Source organism: Streptomyces sp. NPDC002784 (assembly GCF_053592135.1).
Map to the genome: position 1 here is coordinate 82,926 of NZ_JBSFVD010000020.1, position 21,335 is coordinate 104,260.

At 71.4% G+C, this 21,335-nt stretch carries 21 protein-coding genes; 14 read left to right on the plus strand and 7 right to left on the minus strand.

The genetic code is table 11. The annotated features are described in order from the left end of the window. Window positions 1–3: 3 nt before the first annotated feature. Window positions 4–855, minus strand: a complete 852-nt coding sequence (locus tag ACWD1Z_RS28420; RefSeq protein ID WP_451122434.1) for a basic amino acid ABC transporter substrate-binding protein — start codon at window positions 853–855, stop codon at window positions 4–6. 176 nt (window positions 856–1,031) lie between these two features. Between ACWD1Z_RS28420 and ACWD1Z_RS28425 the strand changes: the two genes are divergently transcribed. The 5 genes from ACWD1Z_RS28425 (at window position 1,032) to thpD (ending at window position 5,509) form a co-directional block, all read left to right on the plus strand. Beyond that, window positions 1,032–2,084 (plus strand): pyridoxal-phosphate-dependent aminotransferase family protein, encoded by a 1,053-nt coding sequence (locus ACWD1Z_RS28425; RefSeq protein WP_451122435.1) that lies wholly within the window; start codon window positions 1,032–1,034, stop codon window positions 2,082–2,084. A gap of 284 nt (window positions 2,085–2,368) precedes the next feature. Then, a complete protein-coding gene (gene ectA / locus ACWD1Z_RS28430) occupies window positions 2,369–2,875 on the plus strand; it encodes a diaminobutyrate acetyltransferase (protein ID WP_451122436.1) in 507 nt (168 codons plus the stop codon). Window positions 2,876–2,904: 29 nt separating this feature from the next. After that, the gene (gene ectB, locus ACWD1Z_RS28435) at window positions 2,905–4,176 is read left to right on the plus strand and encodes a diaminobutyrate--2-oxoglutarate transaminase (protein ID WP_451122437.1); all 1,272 of its coding nucleotides are present in this window, start codon (window positions 2,905–2,907) and stop codon (window positions 4,174–4,176) included. Window positions 4,177–4,195: 19 nt separating this feature from the next. Further along, a complete protein-coding gene (locus ACWD1Z_RS28440; RefSeq protein ID WP_389418781.1) occupies window positions 4,196–4,600 on the plus strand; it encodes an ectoine synthase in 405 nt (134 codons plus the stop codon). Between the two features lie 12 nt (window positions 4,601–4,612). Beyond that, entirely contained in the window at window positions 4,613–5,509 is an 897-nt protein-coding gene (thpD, locus tag ACWD1Z_RS28445; RefSeq protein ID WP_451122495.1) for an ectoine hydroxylase, read from the plus strand. Between the two features lie 82 nt (window positions 5,510–5,591). Here the strand turns inward: thpD and ACWD1Z_RS28450 are convergent, their stop codons facing one another. The 3 genes from ACWD1Z_RS28450 to ACWD1Z_RS28460 all read right to left on the minus strand — a co-directional run bounded on the left by ACWD1Z_RS28450 (window position 5,592) and on the right by ACWD1Z_RS28460 (window position 8,488). Beyond that, window positions 5,592–6,644: an aminotransferase class V-fold PLP-dependent enzyme gene (locus ACWD1Z_RS28450; protein WP_451122438.1), complete on the minus strand. Its 1,053-nt coding sequence runs from the start codon at window positions 6,642–6,644 to the stop codon at window positions 5,592–5,594. Window positions 6,645–6,739: 95 nt separating this feature from the next. After that, window positions 6,740–7,453: a DsbA family oxidoreductase gene (locus tag ACWD1Z_RS28455; RefSeq protein WP_451122439.1), complete on the minus strand. Its 714-nt coding sequence runs from the start codon at window positions 7,451–7,453 to the stop codon at window positions 6,740–6,742. Window positions 7,454–7,516: 63 nt separating this feature from the next. Beyond that, window positions 7,517–8,488: a GlxA family transcriptional regulator gene (locus ACWD1Z_RS28460; RefSeq protein WP_451122440.1), complete on the minus strand. Its 972-nt coding sequence runs from the start codon at window positions 8,486–8,488 to the stop codon at window positions 7,517–7,519. Window positions 8,489–8,558: 70 nt separating this feature from the next. On the opposite strand from ACWD1Z_RS28460, the gene ACWD1Z_RS28465 reads away from it, so the two are divergent. After that, on the plus strand, window positions 8,559–9,932 hold the full coding sequence (locus ACWD1Z_RS28465; RefSeq protein WP_451122441.1) for an MFS transporter: 1,374 nt from the start codon (window positions 8,559–8,561) through the stop codon (window positions 9,930–9,932). On the opposite strand, the gene ACWD1Z_RS28470 is transcribed toward ACWD1Z_RS28465, so the two are convergent. Together ACWD1Z_RS28470 and ACWD1Z_RS28475 are read right to left on the minus strand one after the other, a co-directional pair. Further along, window positions 9,898–10,506 (minus strand): DUF1349 domain-containing protein, encoded by a 609-nt coding sequence (locus ACWD1Z_RS28470; RefSeq protein ID WP_451122442.1) that lies wholly within the window; start codon window positions 10,504–10,506, stop codon window positions 9,898–9,900. The two genes, ACWD1Z_RS28465 and ACWD1Z_RS28470, sit on opposite strands and share 35 nt — an antisense overlap. A gap of 4 nt (window positions 10,507–10,510) precedes the next feature. Then, a complete protein-coding gene (locus ACWD1Z_RS28475) occupies window positions 10,511–12,040 on the minus strand; it encodes an aldehyde dehydrogenase (NADP(+)) (RefSeq protein WP_451122443.1) in 1,530 nt (509 codons plus the stop codon). A 131-nt stretch (window positions 12,041–12,171) separates the two neighbouring features. On the opposite strand from ACWD1Z_RS28475, the gene ACWD1Z_RS28480 reads away from it, so the two are divergent. The 5 genes from ACWD1Z_RS28480 to ACWD1Z_RS28500 all read left to right on the plus strand — a co-directional run bounded on the left by ACWD1Z_RS28480 (window position 12,172) and on the right by ACWD1Z_RS28500 (window position 17,469). Further along, window positions 12,172–12,945 carry an IclR family transcriptional regulator gene (locus tag ACWD1Z_RS28480; RefSeq protein WP_451122444.1) on the plus strand — a complete coding sequence of 258 codons (774 nt, stop codon included), beginning with the start codon at window positions 12,172–12,174 and terminating at the stop codon, window positions 12,943–12,945. An 86-nt stretch (window positions 12,946–13,031) separates the two neighbouring features. After that, window positions 13,032–14,015, plus strand: coding sequence for a hypothetical protein (locus ACWD1Z_RS28485; protein ID WP_451122445.1), 984 nt, complete (start codon window positions 13,032–13,034; stop codon window positions 14,013–14,015). Further along, window positions 14,012–15,265: a sensor histidine kinase gene (locus ACWD1Z_RS28490; protein ID WP_451122446.1), complete on the plus strand. Its 1,254-nt coding sequence runs from the start codon at window positions 14,012–14,014 to the stop codon at window positions 15,263–15,265. Before ACWD1Z_RS28485 ends, ACWD1Z_RS28490 begins: the two co-directional genes overlap by 4 nt. After that, window positions 15,262–15,918: a response regulator transcription factor gene (locus ACWD1Z_RS28495; protein WP_451122447.1), complete on the plus strand. Its 657-nt coding sequence runs from the start codon at window positions 15,262–15,264 to the stop codon at window positions 15,916–15,918. The genes ACWD1Z_RS28490 and ACWD1Z_RS28495 overlap by 4 nt, the downstream gene beginning before the upstream one ends. 99 nt (window positions 15,919–16,017) lie before the next feature. After that, complete coding sequence (locus ACWD1Z_RS28500) at window positions 16,018–17,469, plus strand: peptidoglycan D,D-transpeptidase FtsI family protein (RefSeq protein WP_451122448.1); 1,452 nt, start codon at window positions 16,018–16,020, stop codon at window positions 17,467–17,469. Between the two features lie 11 nt (window positions 17,470–17,480). Here ACWD1Z_RS28500 and ACWD1Z_RS28505 read toward each other — a convergent pair whose 3' ends face one another. Continuing rightward, window positions 17,481–18,932: an NCS2 family permease gene (locus tag ACWD1Z_RS28505; protein ID WP_451122449.1), complete on the minus strand. Its 1,452-nt coding sequence runs from the start codon at window positions 18,930–18,932 to the stop codon at window positions 17,481–17,483. A gap of 175 nt (window positions 18,933–19,107) precedes the next feature. On the opposite strand from ACWD1Z_RS28505, the gene ACWD1Z_RS28510 reads away from it, so the two are divergent. The 3 genes from ACWD1Z_RS28510 to ACWD1Z_RS28520 all read left to right on the plus strand — a co-directional run bounded on the left by ACWD1Z_RS28510 (window position 19,108) and on the right by ACWD1Z_RS28520 (window position 21,328). Further along, window positions 19,108–19,674: a SigE family RNA polymerase sigma factor gene (locus ACWD1Z_RS28510; protein WP_451122450.1), complete on the plus strand. Its 567-nt coding sequence runs from the start codon at window positions 19,108–19,110 to the stop codon at window positions 19,672–19,674. After that, window positions 19,671–20,414, plus strand: a complete 744-nt coding sequence (locus tag ACWD1Z_RS28515) for a hypothetical protein (protein WP_451122451.1) — start codon at window positions 19,671–19,673, stop codon at window positions 20,412–20,414. Before ACWD1Z_RS28510 ends, ACWD1Z_RS28515 begins: the two co-directional genes overlap by 4 nt. An 83-nt stretch (window positions 20,415–20,497) precedes the next feature. Beyond that, on the plus strand, window positions 20,498–21,328 hold the full coding sequence (locus tag ACWD1Z_RS28520; protein ID WP_451122452.1) for a pectate lyase: 831 nt from the start codon (window positions 20,498–20,500) through the stop codon (window positions 21,326–21,328). The last annotated feature ends 7 nt before the right edge of the window (window positions 21,329–21,335 follow it).

Sequence of the window (21,335 nt, forward strand, 5' to 3'; positions counted from 1 at the left end):
GGGTCAGGACGCCGACGCGGACGGCGAGGCGGCGGACTCGTCGTACGGGCCGATCCACTTCTCGTAGATCTCCTTGTACGTGCCGTCGGCCTTGGCGTCGGCGAGCGCCTTGTTGATCGCGGCGAGGAGCTTGGCGTTGCCCTTCTTCACCGTGAAGCCGTACTGCTCACCAGTGTTGATCTGCTCGGCGACCTCGAAGGCGTCGGCGTTGGCCTTGTCCTTCAGCCAGCCCCGCACGACCGGGTAGTCGATGACGACGGCGTCGACCTGGCCGGTGCGCAGGCCGTTGAGGACGGCGTCGGAGGACTCGAAGGAGACCGGGTCCAGGCCCTGGCTCTTGGCGTAGTCCTCACCCGTGGTCTGCGCCTGGGCGCCGACCTTCTTGCCCTTGAGGTCCGCGAAGGACGCGACGCCGCTGTCCTTGTCGGCGAGGACGGCCTGGGTGGCCTCGAAGTACGGGTCCGAGAAGTCGACGTTCTTCTTGCGCTCCTCGGTGATGGTCATGCCGGCGGCGGCGAGGTCGCACTGGCCGGCGTTGAGGGATCCACCGGTCTTGAAGTTCTCGAAGGGCTGGTCGACGATGTCCTGCTGCACGCCCAGGTCCTCGGCGACGAGGTCGATGAGCGAGACGTCGAAGCCCTGCACCTTGCCGTCGATCTCCGACTGGAAGGGCGGGTACGGCAGGTGGGTGCAGGTGGTGAGCCGGCCCGCCTTGACGAGCTCGACGCCGCCGGCGGCGGTCTTGCTGCCGCTGCCGCCGTCGTCGTCCGAGGAGCAGCCGGCCACGAGCACCAGCCCGGCCGTCGCGGTGGTGGCGGCCAGAATGCGGGTCCGGCGCCCGAAGGTCGTCTTCACGGGGGAGCCTCCTGTACGGGAACTGTGCGTTCCGATTATAAGGAGAAGTTTGAGTCTCTCAAAACAAACCCATGGCTGTCGGGGCGTTCGGCCTAAGAAGTCGGGAGCGGAGCCCCCTCGGGGCGGGCACTACGCTCGACTCCATCCAGCCCCATGACCGAGAAGAGAGCACCGCCGTGACCCACCCCTTCCTGGATCTCGCCCCGCTGAGCGCAGCGCAGTTCGCCTCGATCGAGGACCGGGTGGCGCGGCTGCTGGACACCCGGCAGGACGTCGTGATCATGCAGGGCGAGGCGCTGCTCCCGCTGGAGGGCGCGATCCGCGGCGCCGCGGGCCCCGGCACGACCGCCCTCAACGTGATCACCGGCCCCTACGGGCAGACCTTCGGCGACTGGCTGCGGGACTGCGGCGCCACGGTCATCGATCTGGCGGTGCCCTTCCACACGGCGGTCACGGCCGCGCAGATCTCCGAGGCCCTCACCGAGCACCCGGAGATCGACTTCGTCTCCCTGGTCCACGCGGAGGCGGCGACGGGCAACACCAACCCGGTGGCGGAGATCGGGGAGGTCGTCCGCGCGCACGGCGCCCTGTTCTACCTGGACGCGGTGGCCTCGATCGGCGCGGAGCCGGTCCTGCCGGACGCGTGGGGCGTCGACCTGTGCGTGATCGGGGCACAGAAGGCGATGGGCGGCCCGGCGGGAGTGTCGGCGGTGTCGGTGAGCGAGCGGGCGTGGACGCGGATGGCTGCGAACCCCCAGGCCCCTCGCCGCTCGTACCTCTCCTTGCTGGACTGGAAGGAGAGGTGGATCGACGGCGGCCGTCGCGCCCTGCTGCACGCCCCGGCCCAACTGGAGATGCTGGCGCTGGACGCGTGCGTGGAGCGCATCGAGGCGGAGGGCCTGGACACGGTGATGGCCCGGCACGCGGCGGCCGCGGCGGCGACCCGCGCGGGTGCGGTCGCCCTGGGCGGCGGGCTGGAGCCGTACGTGCACCAGGCGGCGGAGGCGGCGCCGGTCGCGACGACCCTGCGGACCCCGTCCGGGGTGGACGCCTCGGCGGTGGTGGCCAGGGCCCTGAGCCTGGACCCCACGCTGCCGCTCGCCGCGGGCGGGGGCGCGCTGGCCAAGGAGATGATCCGGGTGAACCACTACGGCACGGACGCGACCCCGGAAACGGTACGGCGGTGCCTGGCGGCACTGGGGGCCGCACTGGAGGTTACCGAATGCTGAATTCAAGGTAATTATGAATTGTTTTTGACGGGCAGCTTCCCGTTCTCTTCTTCCCCGTTTTTTTCGAGCTAAACGCAAAGATTTCGCGAACGCCAAGCGGAGTAATTCGGGCAGGCTTCGTGGGGATTACATGGCTGTGACGCGTTACACATCGCGTCCGTTTCGCGGCCTTTCTCACGGGCAAACCGGGTGTTTCCCTCCTCGCGCGGATAACATATCCAGCCACGCCACGGAACCCCGCACGGCCATGCATTTTTCAATTGCCATCGGTAAGTTCAATTCGCATGACTGCCGCACAAGCAGACCTGCAAATCGACCGGCCGACGGTGGCCGACGGCGCCGCGCTGTGGCGGATCGCCCGGGACTCCAAAGCCCTCGACCTGAACTCGTCCTACAGCTATCTGCTGTGGTGCCGCGACTTCGCCGGCACCTCGGCGGTCGCCCGCGACGAGCACGGGCAGCCGGTCGGCTTCGTCACCGGCTACGTGCGGCCGGACCGTCCGCACACCCTGCTCGTCTGGCAGGTGGCGGTGGACGACGCGTACCGCGGACGCGGTCTCGCCGCCGCGCTGCTCGACGGTCTGGCCGCCCGGGTCGGCGGCGAGTACGGCGTCACCCGCGTCGAGACCACCATCACACCCGGCAACACCGCCTCCGAGCGGCTGTTCACCTCGTTCGCCGAACGGCACGGCGCCGCGCTGGAGCGCGAGGTGCTGTTCGAGACGGGCCTGTTCCCCGACGGGCCGCACGACCCGGAAGTCCTGTACCGCATCGGTCCCCTCACCCACTGAACTCCCCACGCATCGAGGAGCGATTCGTCGTGACCATCACCCAGCCCGACCTCAGCGTCTTCCAGACCCTGGAGTCCGAGGTGCGCAGCTACTGCCGAGGCTGGCCCACCGTCTTCGACCGTGCGCGTGGCAGCCGTATGTACGACGAGGACGGCCACGAGTACCTGGACTTCTTCGCCGGCGCCGGATCACTGAACTACGGGCACAACAACCCGGTCCTGAAACGGGCGCTGCTCGACTACCTGGAGCGGGACGGCGTCACGCACGGGCTCGACATGTCGACCACCGCCAAGCGGGCCTTCCTGCAGACCTTCCAGGACCTGGTGCTGCGGCCGCGTGACCTGCCGTACAAGGTCATGTTCCCGGGGCCGACGGGCACCAACGCCGTGGAGTCCGCGCTGAAGCTGGCGCGGAAGGTGAAGGGGCGCGAGGCCATCGTCTCGTTCACCAACGCCTTCCACGGCATGTCGCTGGGCTCGCTCGCCGTCACCGGCAACGCCTTCAAGCGGGCCGGCGCCGGCATCCCGCTGGTGCACGGCACGCCCATGCCGTTCGACAACTACTTCGACGGCCAGGTCCCCGACTTCCTGTGGTTCGAGCGGCTCCTGGAGGACCAGGGCTCCGGGCTCAACAAGCCGGCCGCGGTGATCGTGGAGACCGTGCAGGGCGAGGGCGGCATCAACGTCGCCCGCGCGGAGTGGCTGCGCGCGCTCGCCGGGCTGTGCGAGCGCCAGGACATGCTGCTGATCGTGGACGACATCCAGATGGGGTGCGGCCGTACCGGTGCCTTCTTCTCCTTCGAGGAGGCGGGCATCACCCCGGACATCGTCACCGTGTCCAAGTCCATCAGCGGCTACGGACTGCCCATGTCGCTCTGCCTGTTCAAGCCCGAGCTGGACATCTGGGAGCCGGGCGAGCACAACGGCACCTTCCGCGGCAACAACCCCGCCTTCGTCACCGCCACCGCCGCCCTGGAGACCTACTGGGCCGACGGCTCGGCGATGGAGAAGCAGACCCGGACCCGCGGTGAGCAGGTCGAGCAGGCGCTGATCTCCATCACCGAGGAGAACCTCGCCGATGTGAAGGAGTACCGGGGCCGCGGCCTGGTGTGGGGTCTGGAGTTCCACGAGAAGGCCCGTGCCGAGCGTGTCGCGCGGCGCGCCTTCGAACTCGGGCTGCTCATCGAGACGTCCGGCCCCGAGAGCGAGGTCGTCAAGCTGCTGCCCGCCCTCACCATCACCCCCGAGGAGCTGGACGAGGGCCTGAGCGTCCTCGCCCGGTCCGTCCGAGAAACCATCTGATCAGGAGGCGTCCAGAACCGTGATCGTCCGTTCGTTCAAGGACATCGAAGGCACCGACCGGCATGTGAAGGCCGCGTCCGGCACATGGGAGAGCAAACGCATCGTCCTCGCCAAGGAGCGGGTCGGCTTCTCGCTGCACGAGACGATCCTCTACGCGGGGACGGAGACGTCGATGTGGTACGCGAACCACATCGAGGCGGTCGTCTGCGTCGAGGGCGAGGCCGAACTGACCGATCACGAGTCCGGGCTGACCCACTCGATCACGCCCGGGACCATGTACCTCCTGGACGGCCACGAGAGGCACACGCTGCGGGTCAAGCAGGACTTCCGCTGCATCTGCGTCTTCAACCCGCCGGTGACCGGCCGGGAGGACCACGACGAGAACGGCGTGTATCCGCTGCTCACCGAGGACGAGGAGGTGTGACGCATCATGACGATGACTGAGATGACCGAGATGACCGATCTGTACCCGAGCCGGGGCGCCACCGAGGTGACGACCCCCCGCCGCGACCCGGTCGTCTGGTCCCCGCCCGGCACGCCGGGCCCGATCTCGGACCCGGACCTCCAGGCGTACGAGCGCGACGGCTTCCTCGCCGTCGACCAGCTCATCACCGACGACGAGGTCGCCGTCTACCGGCGGGAGCTGGAGCGGCTGGTCACCGACCCGGAGATCCGCGCCGACGAACGCTCGATCATCGAGCCGCAGTCCAAGGAGATCCGGTCGGTCTTCGAGGTGCACAGGATCAGCGAGGTGTTCGCCCGGCTGGTGCGCGACGAGCGGGTCGTCGGGCGGGCCCGGCAGCTGCTCGGCTCGGACGTGTACGTCCACCAGTCCCGGATCAACGTCAAGCCCGGGTTCGGCGCCAGCGGCTTCTACTGGCACTCGGACTTCGAGACCTGGCACGCCGAGGACGGCCTGCCGAACATGCGTACCGTGTCCGTCTCGGTCGCGCTGACCGAGAACTACGACACCAACGGCGGACTCATGATCATGCCGGGGTCGCACAAGACGTTCCTCGGCTGCGCGGGGGCCACGCCGAAGGACAACTACAAGAAGTCCCTGCAGATGCAGGACGCGGGCACGCCCTCGGACGAGGCGCTGACCTCGCTGGCCGCCCAGCACGGCATCCGGCTGTTCACCGGCCGGGCCGGTTCGGCGACCTGGTTCGACTGCAACTGCATGCACGGTTCGGGTGACAACATCACGCCGTTCCCGCGCAGCAACGTCTTCATCGTGTTCAACAGCGTGGAGAACAAGGCGGTCGAGCCGTTCGCGGCTCCGGTACGGCGGCCGGAGTTCATCGGCGCCCGGGACTTCACGCCGGTGAAGTAGCCCCGCCCCGCATCAGAGTTACGCCGTCGACGCGGCCGTCTCCCGTACGTTCCGGAGCCGGCCGCGTCGCCCGTGACACCCGTCAGGACGAGAGAGCCGTCAGCAGGCGGTCCACGTCGGTGGGGGTGTTGTAGAGGTGGAAGGCGGCGCGCAGGTTGCCCGCGCGGTTGGAGACCTCGATGCCCGCCTCGCTCAACTCCGTCTGGCGGTGGCCGAGTCGCGGGACCGAGACGATCGCCGAGCCCGGGGACGGGAGCGGGGTGTGGCCGAGGTCGGCGAGGCCGGAGCGGAAGCGGTCGGCGAGTGCGACGTCGTGGGTGTGCACGGCGTCGACGCCCAGCTCCTCGATGAGGGAGAGGGACGCGGCCAGGCCGGCGTAGGTCAGGAGCGAGGGGCTGACGTCGAACCGGCGTGCGGAGTGGGCGAGTTCCTGGACCGGGCCGTAGCAGCTCTCCCAGGGCAGCTCGCCCGCGACCCAGCCCGCGAGCAGCGGGGTCAGACCGCCGAAGTCCTCGGGGGTGACGAAGAAGGCGTTCCCGTGCGGGCCCATCAGCCACTTGAAGCCGACAGCGGCGAGGAAGTCGTACGAGCCGGCCTCCATGGGCAGCCAGCCCGCCGACTGGGAGGCGTCGACGTAGGTCCGGGCGCCGTGCGCACCGGCCGCCTCGCGCACCGCGGTCAGATCGGCGAGGCGCCCGTCGGCGGACTGGACGGCGCTGACCGCGACCAGCGCGGTGCCCGGCCGGACCGACTCGGCGATCCGCTCCAGCGGCACGGCCCGCACCTTGAGGTCGCCGCGCATGTGGAAGGGGTTCACCAGGGAGGCGAAGTCGGCCTCGGCGGTGAGGACTTCGGCTCCCGCGGGCAGCGAGGCCGCGACCAGCCCGCCGTACTCGGCGACCGAGGCCCCCATCGCGACCCGCTCCACCGGCACCCCGGCCAGCCGGGCGAACGCGGCCCGGACACGCTCCGCGTCCTCGTAGAGGGAGCCGATCGGCCGCCCTTCGGCCCGCATCCGCAGGGCCTCCTGTACGGCGGTGACGGTGCGGGCCGGCAGGAGGCCGTTGCTGGCGGTGTTGAGGAAGGTGTGCTCCGGGGCGAACTCGGCACGGACGAGGCTCTCGAAGGTCTCCATGGGACCACTCTGCGGCCCCTGGAACTCCCCGTCCATTGCGAATATGTACGTGGTTTCGCTAAGCGGTCCTTATAGGTCCGCGCCGACCTGCGCTTTCAGCTCTGCGGCACCGCGCAGCCGTCGGGACCGCATGCCTCGGCCTCGCCCTGGTCGATCAGGGTCAGCGGGGAGCGCTCGCCCCACGCCTGGGTGAGGGCCTGGGCGAAGACCTCGGCGGGCTGGGCGCCGGAGATGCCGTATGTGCGGTCGATGACGAAGAAGGGGACACCCGTCGCGCCGAGCCGGGCGGCCTCGCGCTCGTCGGCGCGGACGTCGTCGGCGTGGGCGGCGGGGTCGGCGAGCACCGTGCGGGCGCCGTCCGCGTCGAGACCGGCGGCGACGGCGAGCCGCACGAGCCGCTCGTCGTCGCCGAAGACGGAGTCCTCCTCGGCGAAGTTCGCCTCGTACAGGGCCTGGAGCAGCTCGTCCTGACGGCCGTGTTCCCTGGCGAAGTGCAGCAGGCGGTGCATGTCGAAGGTGCTGCCGTGGTCGCGGCCACGGGTGCGGTAGGCGAGGCCCTCGGCGGCGGCCTGGGTGCCGAGGTTGTCCTCCGCGGCCTGGGCCTGCGCCTCGCTGATGCCGTACTTCTTCGCGAGCATCGGGACCACCGGGCCGGTGTCGTCCTTGGCTCGGTCCGGGTCCAGCTCGAAGGAGCGGTGGACGACCTCGACCCGGTCGTGGTGCGGGAAGGCCGCGAGCGCCTTCTCGAAGCGGGCCTTGCCCACGTAGCACCAGGGGCAGGCGATGTCGCTCCAGATCTCGACGCGCATGGTTCTCGGCTCTCTCCGGGTCGGGCGGGCGCGGAGACGCCCTCCGCGAAGATATGTGAACGTTCAAGCGGCCGGGTTCATTCCCTGGGCCGTCCCGAGGCGGCTGAACTGGGCCCGGTAGGCGCTCGGGGTCAGTCCGGTGCGGCGGACCAGGTGGGCGCGGAGCGAGTCGGCGGTGCCCAGGCCGCAGGCGCGGGCCACCTGGTCCATCGCCAGCGTGGTGGTCTCCAGCAGTTCCCGGGCCCGCTCGACGCGCTGGTGGAGCAGCCACTGCAGCGGGCTCACCCCGCTCTCGGCGTGGAACCGGCGGCTGAGGGTGCGCACGCTCACCCCCGCGTGCCGGGCCAGGTCGGTGAGGGTGAGCGGCTTGTCGAGGTTGCGCATGGCCCAGGCCCGGGTGTCGGCGCAGGCGGTGCCGCGCTCGGGCGGCAGCGGGGTCTGGGTGAACTGGGTCTGCCCGCCGGGCCGGACCGGCGCGACCAGGGCGAGGCGGGCCACCTCGTTGGCGACGGCGGCGCCGTAGTCGGTGCGGATGATGTGCAGGCACATGTCGATGCCGGCCGCGTAGCCGGACGCGGTGAGGATCTGGCCGTCCTGGACGTACAGGACGTCGCCCTGCACATCGAGCGCCGGGTAGCGCTCGCGCAGTTCCCGGGTCAGCTGCCAGTAGGTGGTGGCGCTGCGGCCGTCGAGCAGTCCGGCCTCGGCGAGCACGAAGGCGCCGCTGCAGATGGAGGCGACGCGCTTGCCGGCGGCCGCGGCCCGGCGGACGGCGGCGACGGTGCGCGGCTCGGGCGCGAACCGCTCTCCGGTGCCGGCGACGAGCACGGTGTCGGCGTCGTCGAGGACCTCCAGGCCCCGGCCGACGTGCAGGTCCAGGCCGCCGGTCGTGACGATCGTCCCCGGTTCCGGGGTGCAGACGGTCACCTCGTACCCGGGCGCGCCGTCGACGAGGGTCCGCTCGAAGAACAGCTCGGGGATGGCGAGGTTGAACATCGACACCCGGAAGGGAGCGATGACGGCGACACGGTGCATGGCCAGAACCTCCGGACGTATGGCATTCGGGCCACTACTGTACGGCGCCCAAGATCCGCAGGATGGGGGCATGTCAACGAAGCAGACCGCCGCACCGACGGGCACCGGCACCCCGTCGCACCCCCAGCGGCCCTCTCCCGCGCTCACCCTCACCGCGGCGCTCCTCGGCTTCGGGCTGATCTGCCTCGACGCCTCCGTGGTGAACGTGGCCCTGCCCGCGATCGGCGACTCCTTCGGCAGTGGCATGTCGGGACTCCAGTGGGTGGTGGACGCCTACACGCTGCCCTTCGCGGCGCTGATGCTCTCCACCGGCGCCTTCTCCGACCGGGTGGGCGCGAGCCGGGCGTACGCGCTCGGCACCGCGGTGTTCACCCTGGCCTCGATCGCCTGCGGCCTGGCCCCGAACCTCCCGGTGCTGCTCGGCGCGCGGGTGGCGCAGGGCGTGGCGGCGGCGGTCGTGCTCCCGGCCTCGCTGGCGCTGGTGCGGCAGGCGTACCCCGACACGGCGGGGCGGGCCCGGGCGGTGGCCGCGTGGGCGGCGGGCGGTTCGGTGGCGGTGGCGCTCGGTCCGGTGGCGGGCGGGGCGCTGACGACGGCCCTCGACTGGCGGTGGATCTTCTTCGTGAACCTGCCGGTGGGCCTGCTGATCGTGGTCCTGCTCCGCCGGGCCCCCCGCTCCGCCCGCCGTCCGGCGCCGCTGGACGTCCCGGGCCAGGTGACGGCGGTGCTGGCGCTGACCTCGCTGGCGTTCGCGGTGATCGAGGGCGGGACGGTGGGCTGGGCCGCGCTGGGGGTGGCCGTGGTGTCGGCGGCGGCGTTCCTGCGCATCGAGGCGCGCCATCCGCATCCGCTCGTGCCGCTCGCCCTGTTCCGCAACCGGACGGTGACCTCGGCGGTCGCGACGGGAGCGGCGATCAGCGTCGCCTTCTACAGCATGGTCTTCGTCTTCTCGCTCTTCTTCCAGCAGGTCCAAGGGCTGAGCGCGCTCCACACGGGCCTGCTGTTCCTGCCGATGACCGGCCTGATCGCGGTGACGAACGTGATCGCGGGCAAGCTCGCGAGCCGCCACGGCACCCGCCTGCCCATGCTGCTGGGCCAGGGCCTGGCCGTCGCGGGACTGCTCCTCCTGCTGTACGTCGACGCCGGCACGCCGCCGGGCCTGCTGGCGGTGCTGCTGGTCCCCATGGCGCTGGGCTGCGCGCTCACGGTGCCGTCGCTGACCGCGGCGATGATGGACGCCGTGCCGGCGGAGCGGGCGGGTCTGACGGCCGGTGTCCTGAACGCGGCGCGTCAGGTGTCCGGAGCCCTCGGGATCGCGGTCTTCGGGGCGCTGCTCTCCGACGGTTTCGTGACCGGGATGCGGGTGTCGGTCGGCATCAGCGCGGCGCTGCTGGCGGTGACCTTCGTGGTCAGCTTCCGTCTCGCAGATCGCGCGGCCAGGTAGACCGGAAGGCGATGTGGTCGTACGTCACGACGCAGCCCTCGCCGAGCGGCGACTGGGTCATGAAGCCGACGAGGGCCGCGTCGGTCTCCTGCTCGTCGGCGAGCGTGAACAGCCGGACGAAGGTCCACCGTTCGCCGTCGCGGGAGGCGTGGAAGGCGAAGGCACGTCCGGTGCGGCTGACCCGCAGCCACACCGAACTTCCCTCCACGGTGAAGGAGTTGGCGTCGTCGGAGTGTCCCCGGGTGACCACCGTGCAGACGGTGGGCACGTCCGGGGAGTTCTCCAGGCAGAGCTTCGCCCAGGCCCGCTCGCCGACGTGGACGTACAGCACCCCGGCGTCGAAGGCACCGGCGAACCCGACGGTCACCCGGGCGATGAGCTGGAACTCCCCCTCGGGCGCCCCGAGCAGGCGGGGCGCGTCGGTGGCCGGGTCCAGTGCGTCACCGGTGGGCGGCACGAACCGGTCCTGCCGGGCGCCGGCCCAGCCGGTGAGGATCCCGTCCTCGTAGGACCAGTGGCCGTCGGGGCCGTAGGTGCGCAGCGGGAAGGGCAGTTCGGGGAGTTTCAGTTCCATCGTCCTAGCGTTCCAGACGGCCGTTGAACCTACGCGGCAGTCCCAGCGGATTGTCGTCCCTCAGTTCCGGCGGCAGCAGGGCCTCGGGCGCGCCCTGGTAGGCGACCGGGCGCAGCCACCGCTCGATGGCCGTGCCGCCCACGGAGGTCGACGTGGAGGTCGTGGCCGGGTAGGGGCCGCCGTGATGCTGGGCGGGGGCCACGGCGACGCCCGTCGGCCAGCCGTTGACCAGCACGCGCCCCGCCAACGGCGTGAGTTCCGCGAGCAGTTCGGGGCCGCGGCCCTGACCGGCGGCCTCCTCCGAGGACAGATGGACGGTCGCGGTCAGGTTGCCGGGCAGCCGCGACAGCACCGCCTTGGCCTCGGACTCGTCCGTGTAGCGCACGACGACCGTGACGGGCCCGAAGCACTCCTCCAGCAGCAGGTCGTGCTCGCCTTCCCGGGCGAGCTTGGCCGCCGGGACGGTCAGGAAGCCCGGGCTCACCGTGTGCTCGCCGCCCGCTCCCGGGGTCACCGGGGAGGTCACCTCGGGCAGTTCGGCGCGCTCGGCGACCCCGGCGACGAAGTTGTCCCGCATCCGGTGGTCGAGCAGGACCCCGGCGTCGACGCCGCTCACGGCGTCCGTGAGGGACTTGACCAGCTGGTCCCCCGCGTCACCGGCCGGCGCGAGCACCAGCCCCGGCTTCACGCAGAACTGGCCGACGCCCATGGTCATCGAGCCCGCGAGCCCGGTGCCGATGGCGTCGGGCCGCTCGGCCGCGGCGGCCTCCGTGATGAGCACGGGGTTCAGCGAGCCCAGCTCGCCGTGGAACGGGATCGGCACCGGCCGCGCCGCCGCCGCGTCGAAGAGGGCCCGCCCGCCGCGTACCGAACCGGTGAACCCGGCCGCGGAGACCAGCGGGTGCTTGATCAGCTCGACGCCCGCCTCGAAGCCGTGGACCAGGCCGAGGACTCCCTCGGGGATGCCGTGCTCGGCGGCGGCGTCCCGCAGGACCTGGGCGACCAGCTCGGACAGCGCCGGGTGGTCGGGGTGGGCCTTGACGACCACCGGGCAGCCGGCGGCGAGCGCGCTCGCCGTGTCGCCGCCCGCGACCGAGAAGGCGAAGGGGAAGTTGGAGGCGGAGTAGACGGCGACGACCCCGAGCGGCACCTTGTAGCGGCGCAGGTCCGGGACCGGCGGGGTCGCGGTGTCGTCGGGGTGGTCGATGACGATGTCCAGGAAGGCGCCCTCGTCCACGATGTCCGCGAAGGCGCGCAGCTGGTAGCAGGTGCGGGCGAGTTCGCCGGTCAGCCGGACCGGGCCGAGCGCGGTCTCGGCGTCGGCGGCCTCGACGAGCCGGTCCTTGGCGTCCTGGAGCCGGTCCGCGGCGGTGCGCAGGAAGGCCGCGCGGACCGTCCGGTCGGCGAGGGCGCCCCGCGCCTCCTGCGCGGCGCGGACGGCCGCGTCCACCTCCTGGGCTGTGGCCTCCACCGCAACCTGCTCGCGCTGCTTCCCGGTTCGGGGGTCGACACTCCAGACTGGTGCTGCTGCCACCGCGGGTCCCTCCACATGTATTGCCGCAGTACGGGGGTCATCCACCTGGGTTGTTCGATATACTGAACGCTGTCCCGCATGGTGAATATGCTTGCGAGACTATTTCCCGCCGAACGAAGGGGTCAAGCGCGATGTCGGCAGGCGAGACGGGGGGCGGGGCGCAGGTCAAGTCCGCCGTGCGGACGGTTGAACTGCTCGAGTACTTCGCCGGACGCCCCGGCATGCACTCCCTCGCCGCGGTCCAGGAGGCCGTCGGCTACCCCAAGTCCAGCCTGTACATGCTGCTGCGGACCCTGGTGGAACTGGGCTGGGTGGAGACCGACGCGACGGGCACGCGGTACGGCATCGGGGTGCGGGCGCTGCTGGTCGGCACCTCGTACATCGACGGCGACGAGGTGGTCGCGGCGGCGCGTCCGACGCTGGACCGGCTGTCGGACGACACCACCGAGACCATCCACCTGGCGCGCCTGGACGGCACGAACGTGGTCTACCTGGCCACCCGCCAGTCCCAGCACTACCTGCGCCCCTTCACCCGCGTGGGCCGCCGGCTGCCCGCCCACTCGACCTCCCTCGGCAAGGCGCTGCTCAGCACCTTCACCGACGAGCAGGTCCGCAAGATGCTCCCCGAGACGCTTCCGGCGCTGACCGAGAACACGATCACGGACCGCGAGCGGCTCATCGAGGAGCTGCACCAGGTCCGCGAGCAGGGCTTCGCCGTGGACCGCGAGGAGAACACCCTGGGCCTGCGCTGCTTCGGCGTGGCGATCCCCTACCGCACCCCGGCCCGCGACGCGATCAGCTGCTCGGTCCCGGTGGCCCGGCTGACCCCGGCCCACGAACAGCTGGTCAAGGACGCCCTGTTCGACGCCCGCGACCGGCTGACCCTGGCCACCCGCCGACTCTAGGCCGACTTCCTTCTCCCCCGTCAGGCGGAGCGGGATCGTCGTCGGGCAGGACGTGCCGGCGGCGGGTTCCGCGAGAGCGTGTACGCATGACGCAGTCACTCCTCGCCCGGCCCGCCGGCGCCCTCGATCCCTCCGGGCGGCGTGCGCTGCTGCGCGCCGTCGCGATCGTGTCCTGTCTGCCGTACCTCGGGCTGAAGGCCGCGTGGCTCGCCGGGAGCGAGGCGGGGATCCCCGAGGGCAGCTCCCTGCTGGAGCACCGGGCCGCGGTGGCCGTCGCCAACGGCGTCACGCTGCTGATGGACGCCTGTGTCATCGTGCTCGCGCTGGTGCTGACCCGGCCCTGGGGGCTGCGGGTACCGGCCTGGCTGCTGGCGGTGCCCGTATGGGTAGCCACCGGGCTGCTCGCGCCGATCATGACCGGGTTCCCGCTCCAGCTCCTGGTGAAGCTGGGCGGCGGCACCGTGAACACCGCGGCGGACACCGGAGGCGAACCCTTCCTCCACGACTGGGTGTTCGCGGTGGTGTACGGCGGATTCATCGTGCAGGGGCTGGCGCTCGGGACCCTGTTCGCGCTGTACGCCCGCGACCGCTGGGGCCACCTGTGGCGGGGCCGGGTGTGGGAGCTGCCCCGCGCCCGCGTCGGCACCGTCCAGCGCGTCGGCGCGGTGACGGCCGCCGCGGTCGCCCTGGTCCCGCTCACCCTGCACCTGCTGTGGGCCTGCGGGATCGGCGCCGGACCGGACAAGCCCCGCACCACCGACTTCCACGTCCTTCAGGCACTGGACGCCCTCTTCCTCCTCGCGGCCGTGGGCGGCGCCCTGCTGCTCGCCTTCCGGCGCGTCCCGGTGCTGCCCGTCCGCGTCCCGCTCGCCCTGGCCTGGGTCGGCTCCGCCGCCGCGGCCTGCTGGGGAGCGTGGCTCACCCTGGCCTCCCTGATCGACCCCGGGTCCGTGACCGGGCCGATGCACCTCGCCTACGCCGGCCGGATGCTCACCGGCGTCCTGGTGGCCGTCGTCGGGGCCCACTTCCTCGCGCGGCGGTCCGCCGTCCTCCCCCGGCGCCGCACGTGAGGGAGTCCGCCCGGTTCCTGCTCGGGCGGCGGACGCGCCGGCGGTGGATCCATCTGATCCTCGGCGGCGCGCTCGCCATGCCGTACGTCTTCGTCGGCCAGATCGTCGTCGGACCGGCCGTGCACGCCCGCTACGTCTTCGCCGATCTCCTCGCGCAGCTGCTGTCGTTCGCCGTCGCGCTGCCGCTGGCCGCGCTCACCGCGGCGCTGTTCCCGCTCACCCGTCCGCTGGAGGCGGGGGCGGTGCGCTCGCTGTGCGGGGTCGGCGCGGAGCGGCTCTCCTCCTCCCCCGCCCGGAGCCGGACCGCCAGGGGGCGCACGGCGGCCTGGTTCACGCTGCATCTGGGCCTCGGCGGGATCATCTCGGGGATGTCGCTGGCGCTGCCGCCGTTCGCGGCCACATTGATCGCCCTGCCGGTCGTCGCCGTGTTCCGCGACGACCTGCTCGGCCTGCCCGAGGCCCTGGACCGGGGCTGGGTGCTGGCGCTCATGCCGGTCGCGGGGGCGGCCTGCCTGGTGGCGCTCGCGGCGTGCGCGGCCGGTGCGGGCGGTCTGCTCGCCCGGTGGGCTCCGGCGCTGCTCGGGCCCACTCCCGAGGACCGGCTCGCGGCGGCCGAGGCGCGCGCCGCCGATCTCGCCGTACGCAACCGGCTCGCGCGCGAGCTGCACGATTCCGTGGGTCACGCCCTGAGCGCGGTCACCCTCCAGGCGAGCGCGGCCCGCCGACTGCTCGACCGCGACCCGGAGTTCGTCCGTGCGGCGCTCGCCGCGATCGAGGAGACCACCCGGCGCACGGTCGGTGAACTCGACGCCGTCCTCGGGATGTTGCGGGAGGGCGACGCGCCCGGCACGGCACCCGCGCCCACCCTCGCCGCCGATCTGGACGGACTGCTGCACCGCACGAGGGCGGCCGGGCTGCGGGTGACCGCGACGCTCGACGCCGACCCGGAGAGCCTGCCGCCCGTCCTGTCCCGCGAGGCCTACCGCATCGTGCAGGAGGGCCTGAGCAACGCCCTCAAGCACGCGGGCAGGCCGGTGCTGCTGCGGATCGCGGTGACCGGGGGACGCCTGGAGATCACCCTGGAGAATCCCGTCACAGCCACCTCCGCCTCCGCCTGCCGCCCCGGCGGCGGGCACGGTCTGCGCGGCATCGCCGACCGTGCCCGGCTGCTCGGCGGGACGGCGGAGGCGGGCGCCGCGCACGGGGTGTGGCGACTGCACGTAGGACTGCCCCTGAAGGGACCCGCATGACGATCCGTATCGTCCTCGCCGACGACGAGTTCATGGTCCGCACCGCCCTGCGCGCCATCCTCTCCGCCGAGCCCGACCTGGAGGTCGTCGGCGAGGCGGCGACCGGCGCCGAGGCGGTGTCCGTCGTCCGGGAGCTGACCCCGGACGTCGTGCTGATGGACGTCCGGATGCCGCAGACCGACGGCATCCGCGCCACCGAGCAGATCCTCACCACCCTCGCCGAGCCGCCGAGGATCGTCGTGGTCACCACCTTCGAGAACGACTCCTACGTCTACGACGCCCTGCGCGCCGGAGCCGCCGGGTTCCTGCTCAAGCGGTCCGACGCCGACACGCTGGTGCAGACGGTACGGCTGGTCGCGCGCAGCGACACCCTGCTGTTCCCGGCGGCCGTACGCACCCTCGCGGCCGAGCACGCGCGCGCGTACCCGGCGCCGCCGCCCTGGGTGGCGCGGCTCACCGGCCGGGAGAGCGAGGTGCTGCGGCTGATGGCGGGCGGGCTGACCAACGCGGAGATCGCCGAGCGCATGGCGGTCGGTCCGGCCACCGTGAAGTCGCATGTGGCGGCCGTGCTGGCGAAGACCGGCACCCGGGACCGCACCCAGGCGGTGATCGCGGCGTACGAGGCCGGTCTCATGAAGTCCCGGTTCTCATGAGCTCCCGGTTTTCATGCACTCCCGGTTTTCATGAACTCCCGATGAGAAATGTGCCGCCGGGGAACGATGTGCCCCCTTTCGCTCGTCCTGACGGGTGCAATGAACAAGACGATCAGGCGCGCATCGGTCTTCACCCTGCTCATGGTGCTGGCCCTGCTGGTCAGGGCCACCTGGGTGCAGTTCTACGAGGGCCAGGCACTCGCGGACGACAAGGACAACCGGCGGAACGCGATCGAGACGTACGCGGCACCGCTCGGGAACATCATCGTGGCCGGGGAGGCGATCACCGGCTCGGCGCGGACGAAGGGCAGCGACCTCGCGTACAAGCGCACGTACACCGACGGCGAGCTGTACGCCGCGGTGACGGGCTATGCCTCGCAGGCGTATGCGCCGACCCAGCTGGAGGGCATCTACCAGGACGTCCTCAACGGCACGGACAGCCGGCTGCGGACCGTGCTGGACACGGTCACCGACCAGCGGGCCGAGCCGGGCAACGTCGTCACCACGATCGACCCCGAGGTGCAGCGGGCGGCCTACGACGCGCTCGGCGACAAGAAGGGGGCCGCGGTCGCGATCGACCCGGCCACCGGCAGGATCCTGGCGGTCGCGTCGACCCCGTCCTACGACCCCGCGTCGCTGACGGACGCCAACACCGCCGGGGCGGCGTGGAAGAAGCTCACCAAGGACGCCGACAAGCCGCTGACCAACCGCGCGCTGCGGCAGCCGGTGGCGCCGGGTTCGACGTTCAAGCTGGTGGTGGCGGCGGCAGCGCTGGAGGACGGGCTGTACTCCTCGGTCGACGAGGAGACGGACAGCCCGGACCCGTACACGCTGCCCGGCACGGTCACCGTGCTGGAGAACGAGAACAAGTCGGCGCCCTGCGAGAACGCCTCGATCCGGGTGGCGCTCCAGTACTCCTGCAACAACGTCTTCGCGAAGATGGCCTACGACCTGGGCCAGGACAAGGTGCGGGCGACGGCCCAAAAGTTCGGCTTCAACGACGACGAGCAGGACGTGCCGGTGCGGGCGTACGCCAGCGTGTACCCCTCCGGCATGGACGAGGCGCAGACCGCGCTGACGGGGATCGGCCAGTTCGACGTCACGGCCACCCCGCTGCAGATGGCCATGGTGTCGGCGGCCCTCGCCAACGGCGGCAAGCTGGTCTCGCCGCACATGGTGGCGCAGGTGACCGACGGCGGCGGGGACGTCCTGCGGGACTACGACTCCGACGCGGACACCGAGCGGATCGTGAGCGCCTCGACGGCCGAGCAACTGCGGTCGGCGATGGAGACGGTGGTCTCCGAGGGCACGGGCACCAACGCGCGGATCTCCGGCGCGACGGTGGGCGGCAAGACGGGTACGGCCCAGCACGGCGAGAACAACAGCGAGACGCCGTACGCCTGGTTCACCTCGTACGCGACCGCCGGTGACCAGCAGGTCGCGGTGGCGGTGCTGGTGGAGCAGTCCGACGCCGCCCGCTCCGAGGTCAGTGGCAACGGGCTGGCGGCGCCGGTGGCGAGGGCCATGATGCAGGCCGCGCTCGAAGGCTGAGGCGGGCCCCGCTACTTGACGCCGAGGATCTGCTCGATGGGGTCGATGGCGAAGTAGACGAGGAACAGCGCCGAGGTGCCCCACAGCAGCCAGTGCACCTCCTTCGCCCGGCCCAGTACCGCCTTGATGACGACGTAGGCGACGAAGCCGGCCCCGATGCCGTTGGTGATGGAGTAGGTGAACGGCATCACGGCGATGGTCAGGAAGGCCGGGATCGCGATCTCGTACTTGTCCCAGTCGATGTGCTTGACCTGCGTCATCATCAGGAACCCGACCGCGACCAGGGCGGGTGCCGCGGCCTGGAGCGGGACGATGGTGAGCAGCGGGGTCAGGAAGAGGGCGAGGGCGAACAGGCCGCCGGTGACCAGGTTCGAGAAGCCCGTGCGCGAGCCCTCGCCGACGCCGGCCGCCGACTCGATGTAGGAGGTCGCGGAGGACGCGGACGCCGCGCCGCCCGCGACCGCCGCCGCGCCGTCGATGAGCAGGACCCGGCCGGGGCCGGGGACCTTGCCCTCCTCGTCCAGCAGGTTCGCCTCGGCGCTGATGCCGACGACCGTGCCCATGGTGTCGAAGAAGTCGGACAGCACCAGTGTGAAGACGAGCAGCACGACGGTGATGACGGTGGTCTCGCCGAACGCGCCGAACAGGCTGAACCGGCCGAGCAGCCCGAAGTCGGGGGTGTCGACCAGCTTCTCGGGCCACTCGGGCGTGGTCAGGCCCCAGCTCTTGACGTCGGCCAGGGAGTTGATGACGAGCGCGACGAGCGTCATGACCACGATGCTGATCAGGATCGCGCCCTTGACCTTGCGGGCGAGCAGTCCGATCGTCAGCAGCACGCCGAGGCAGAAGACCAGGATCGGCCAGCCGGTGAGGCTGCCGGTGCCCCCGAGCTGCACCGGGACCGTGGTGTTCGCCGCGTCCGGGATCCGGCTGACGAACCCGGCGTCGACGAAGCCGATGAAGGCGATGAACAGGCCGATGCCGACGCTGATCGCCTGCTTGAGCGGTTGCGGGATGGCGTGCATGACCGCCTCGCGCAACCCGGTGACCACCAGGACGCAGATCAGCAGGCCCTCCAGGACGACCAGGCCCATCGCGTCGTCCCAGCTCATCAACGGGGCGATCTGGAAGGCGACGACGGCGTTCAGGCCGAGGCCCGCGGCGAGCGCGAGGGGGAGATTGCCGCCGACGCCCATGATGATCGTCATGACGGCGGCCACCAGGGCGGTGGCGGTGGTGAGCTGGACCGGGTCGAGGGTCTCGCCGAACTTGTCCTTCGCGCTGCCCAGGATGATCGGATTCAGGACAAGGATGTAGGCCATCGTGAAGAACGTGGCGAATCCGCCACGTATCTCCCGGCTGAGCGTGGACCCTCGTTCGGAGATCTTGAAGAAGCGGTCCACGCTGCTCACGGGGGGAGGCGGGCCCTCCGGCCGGTCGACGGCCTGCTGGGTCTCGGACATGACTGCGGCTCCTCGGTGCCTGAATGATCGGTGTGCGGACGCTGGCTGGATTGTTCCCGTGTTGAACCCGGTACAGGTTTTCCCCGTGTTACGGAATCGGCCTGCTCATGTGCGGCATGCCATACAGTGTTCGAAGTCCCGTACGAATACCGAGACACCGTCAGGAGAGGTCGCCGTGGGCACAGTCGTCGACGACGCCGCCTCCGTGGAGTTCCATGCCTTCTTCGAACGCCACTACGCCGAACTGTCGCGCCTGGCCCATCTGTTGACGGGCGAGGCGGACGCCGCCGACGATCTCGCGGCGGACGCCCTGCTGGCGCTGTGGCACCGCTGGGACCGGGTCCGCGCCGCCGACCACCCCGTCGCCTACGCCCGGGGCGTGGTCGCCAACCTGGCCCGGACCCGGATCCGCAGCGCGGTGCGCGAGCGGCGCCGGGTCGCCCTGTTCTGGTCGCAGCGCGAGGAGCGGGCCGAGAATCCCGACGTGGCCGGCGTGGTCGATGTGCAGGAGGCGCTGCGCAGACTGCCGTTCCGCAAACGCGCCTGCGTGGTGCTGCGGCACGCCTTCGACCTCTCGGAGAAGGACACCGCCCTGGCCCTCGGTGTCTCGGTGGGTACGGTGAAGAGCCAGACCTCGAAGGGGATGGCGGAACTCCAGCGGCTGCTGGGCCCCCAGGCGGCACCGCTCAGGATGCACGCGGCGATGGCGCGGACCGGTGACACCGCGGGAAGGGACCGATGACGATGCGGCGGGACGTGCACGACGAGCTGCGCGCCCGGCTGCACGAGGCGGCCGAGGCGCACGAGCCGGACCGGGAGCGCATCCTCGCCCGGATCGAACGCGGCATGGCCGAGGAGGCCCGTCCCGAACACCGGGCGCCCCGTCCGCCGGTGTTCGGCTGGGTGCGGGTGGCCGGTGCCACGGCCGCGGTCGCGGGTGTGCTGGCCGTCGGCGGCTACGCGGTGGCGTCGGCCGTGAAGGAGGACACCGCACAGCAGACGGTGGCCACTTCGCCCACGCCCACGCCGTCACCGGACGCGACGAGCCGCGCCCCCCTCCCCCCGGCTCCGCCCGCGGATCCGACGGAGGAGGACGGGCCGCTCTGGTCGGACGGCTCGGTCGACCCGCACAGCAACGAGTTCTGGGCACAGAGCAATGTGACCCTGAAGACCGGCCGCCAACTGACCGCGCTGACCGTGGAGTTGACGGTCGCGCAGACCAGCGGGGTCACCTCCACCGGCGCCTGGCGGTCGCTGCCCGAGGACGACTTCGCGCTGACGGTGGCCGAGCGGGACGGCTTCCTCGTCTACACCTGGCGGCTCAAGGACGGCCGTACCGTCCCGCCGGGCGAGTGGGTGTTCGCGGGGCAGTACGACCATGAGCGCGGCGGCCGGGACGCGAAGGACGACGGCTACTCGGCGACGGCCCGCGCGGGAGACCAGGAGTTCGCCGTGGCGGGCGACTTCGCGCCGCGCTCATAAATATTTCCGGAAGCGCGGCAACCCTTTCCCGGCCGGTGGCGACCAGGTAGCGCAAGGCACCTCTCCCCACGCAAGGAATGGGCATGACTGCACCAGCTGAACAGCGCGTCCGCCACCGCCGCAAGGTCACCAAGCGGCGGGCGGTGATCGCCGGAGCCTCCGCCCTCGGCATCACCGGCGCGGCGATCGTCACCACGACGATGCTGTCCACCGCGGGCGCCGCGTCCACTTGGCCGACGGCCAAGGGCAGCCAGGCCGTGACCGGCACCATCAAGGTCTCGGGCACCTACGACGGCGGCTACAAGAAGTTCTACGGCAGCGGCGCGCTCGGCGGCGACAGCCAGGACGAGGGCCAGGACCCGGTGTTCCAGCTCGCCGACGGCGCGGTCCTGAAGAACGTGATCATCGGGACCCCGGCCGCGGACGGCGTGCACTGCCTGGGCTCCTGCACGCTGCAGAACGTGTGGTGGCTGGACGTCGGCGAGGACGCGGCGACCTTCAAGGGCAAGTCCGCCTCCGCCGTGTACACGGTGTACGGCGGAGGCGCGAAGAACGCCTCGGACAAGGTCCTCCAGTTCAACGGCGCCGGCAAGCTGGTCGTGAGCAAGTTCCAGGTGGCGAACTCCGGCAAGCTGGTGCGCAGTTGCGGCAACTGCTCCACGCAGTACAAGCGCACGGTCATCATCAACGACGTGGATGTCACCGCGCCGATGAACTCCATCGTGGGCATCAACACCAACTACGGGGACACGGCGGCGCTGCGCAAGGTCCGCATCCACGGCGACAGCTCCAAGAAGATCAAGACGTGTGTCCGCTTCAAGGGCAACAACACCGGTGCCGAGCCGACCCAGCTCGGCGTGGGCCCGGACGCAACGTCGTGCCGCTTCACGGCGTCTGACATCACGTACAAGTAAACCCCGA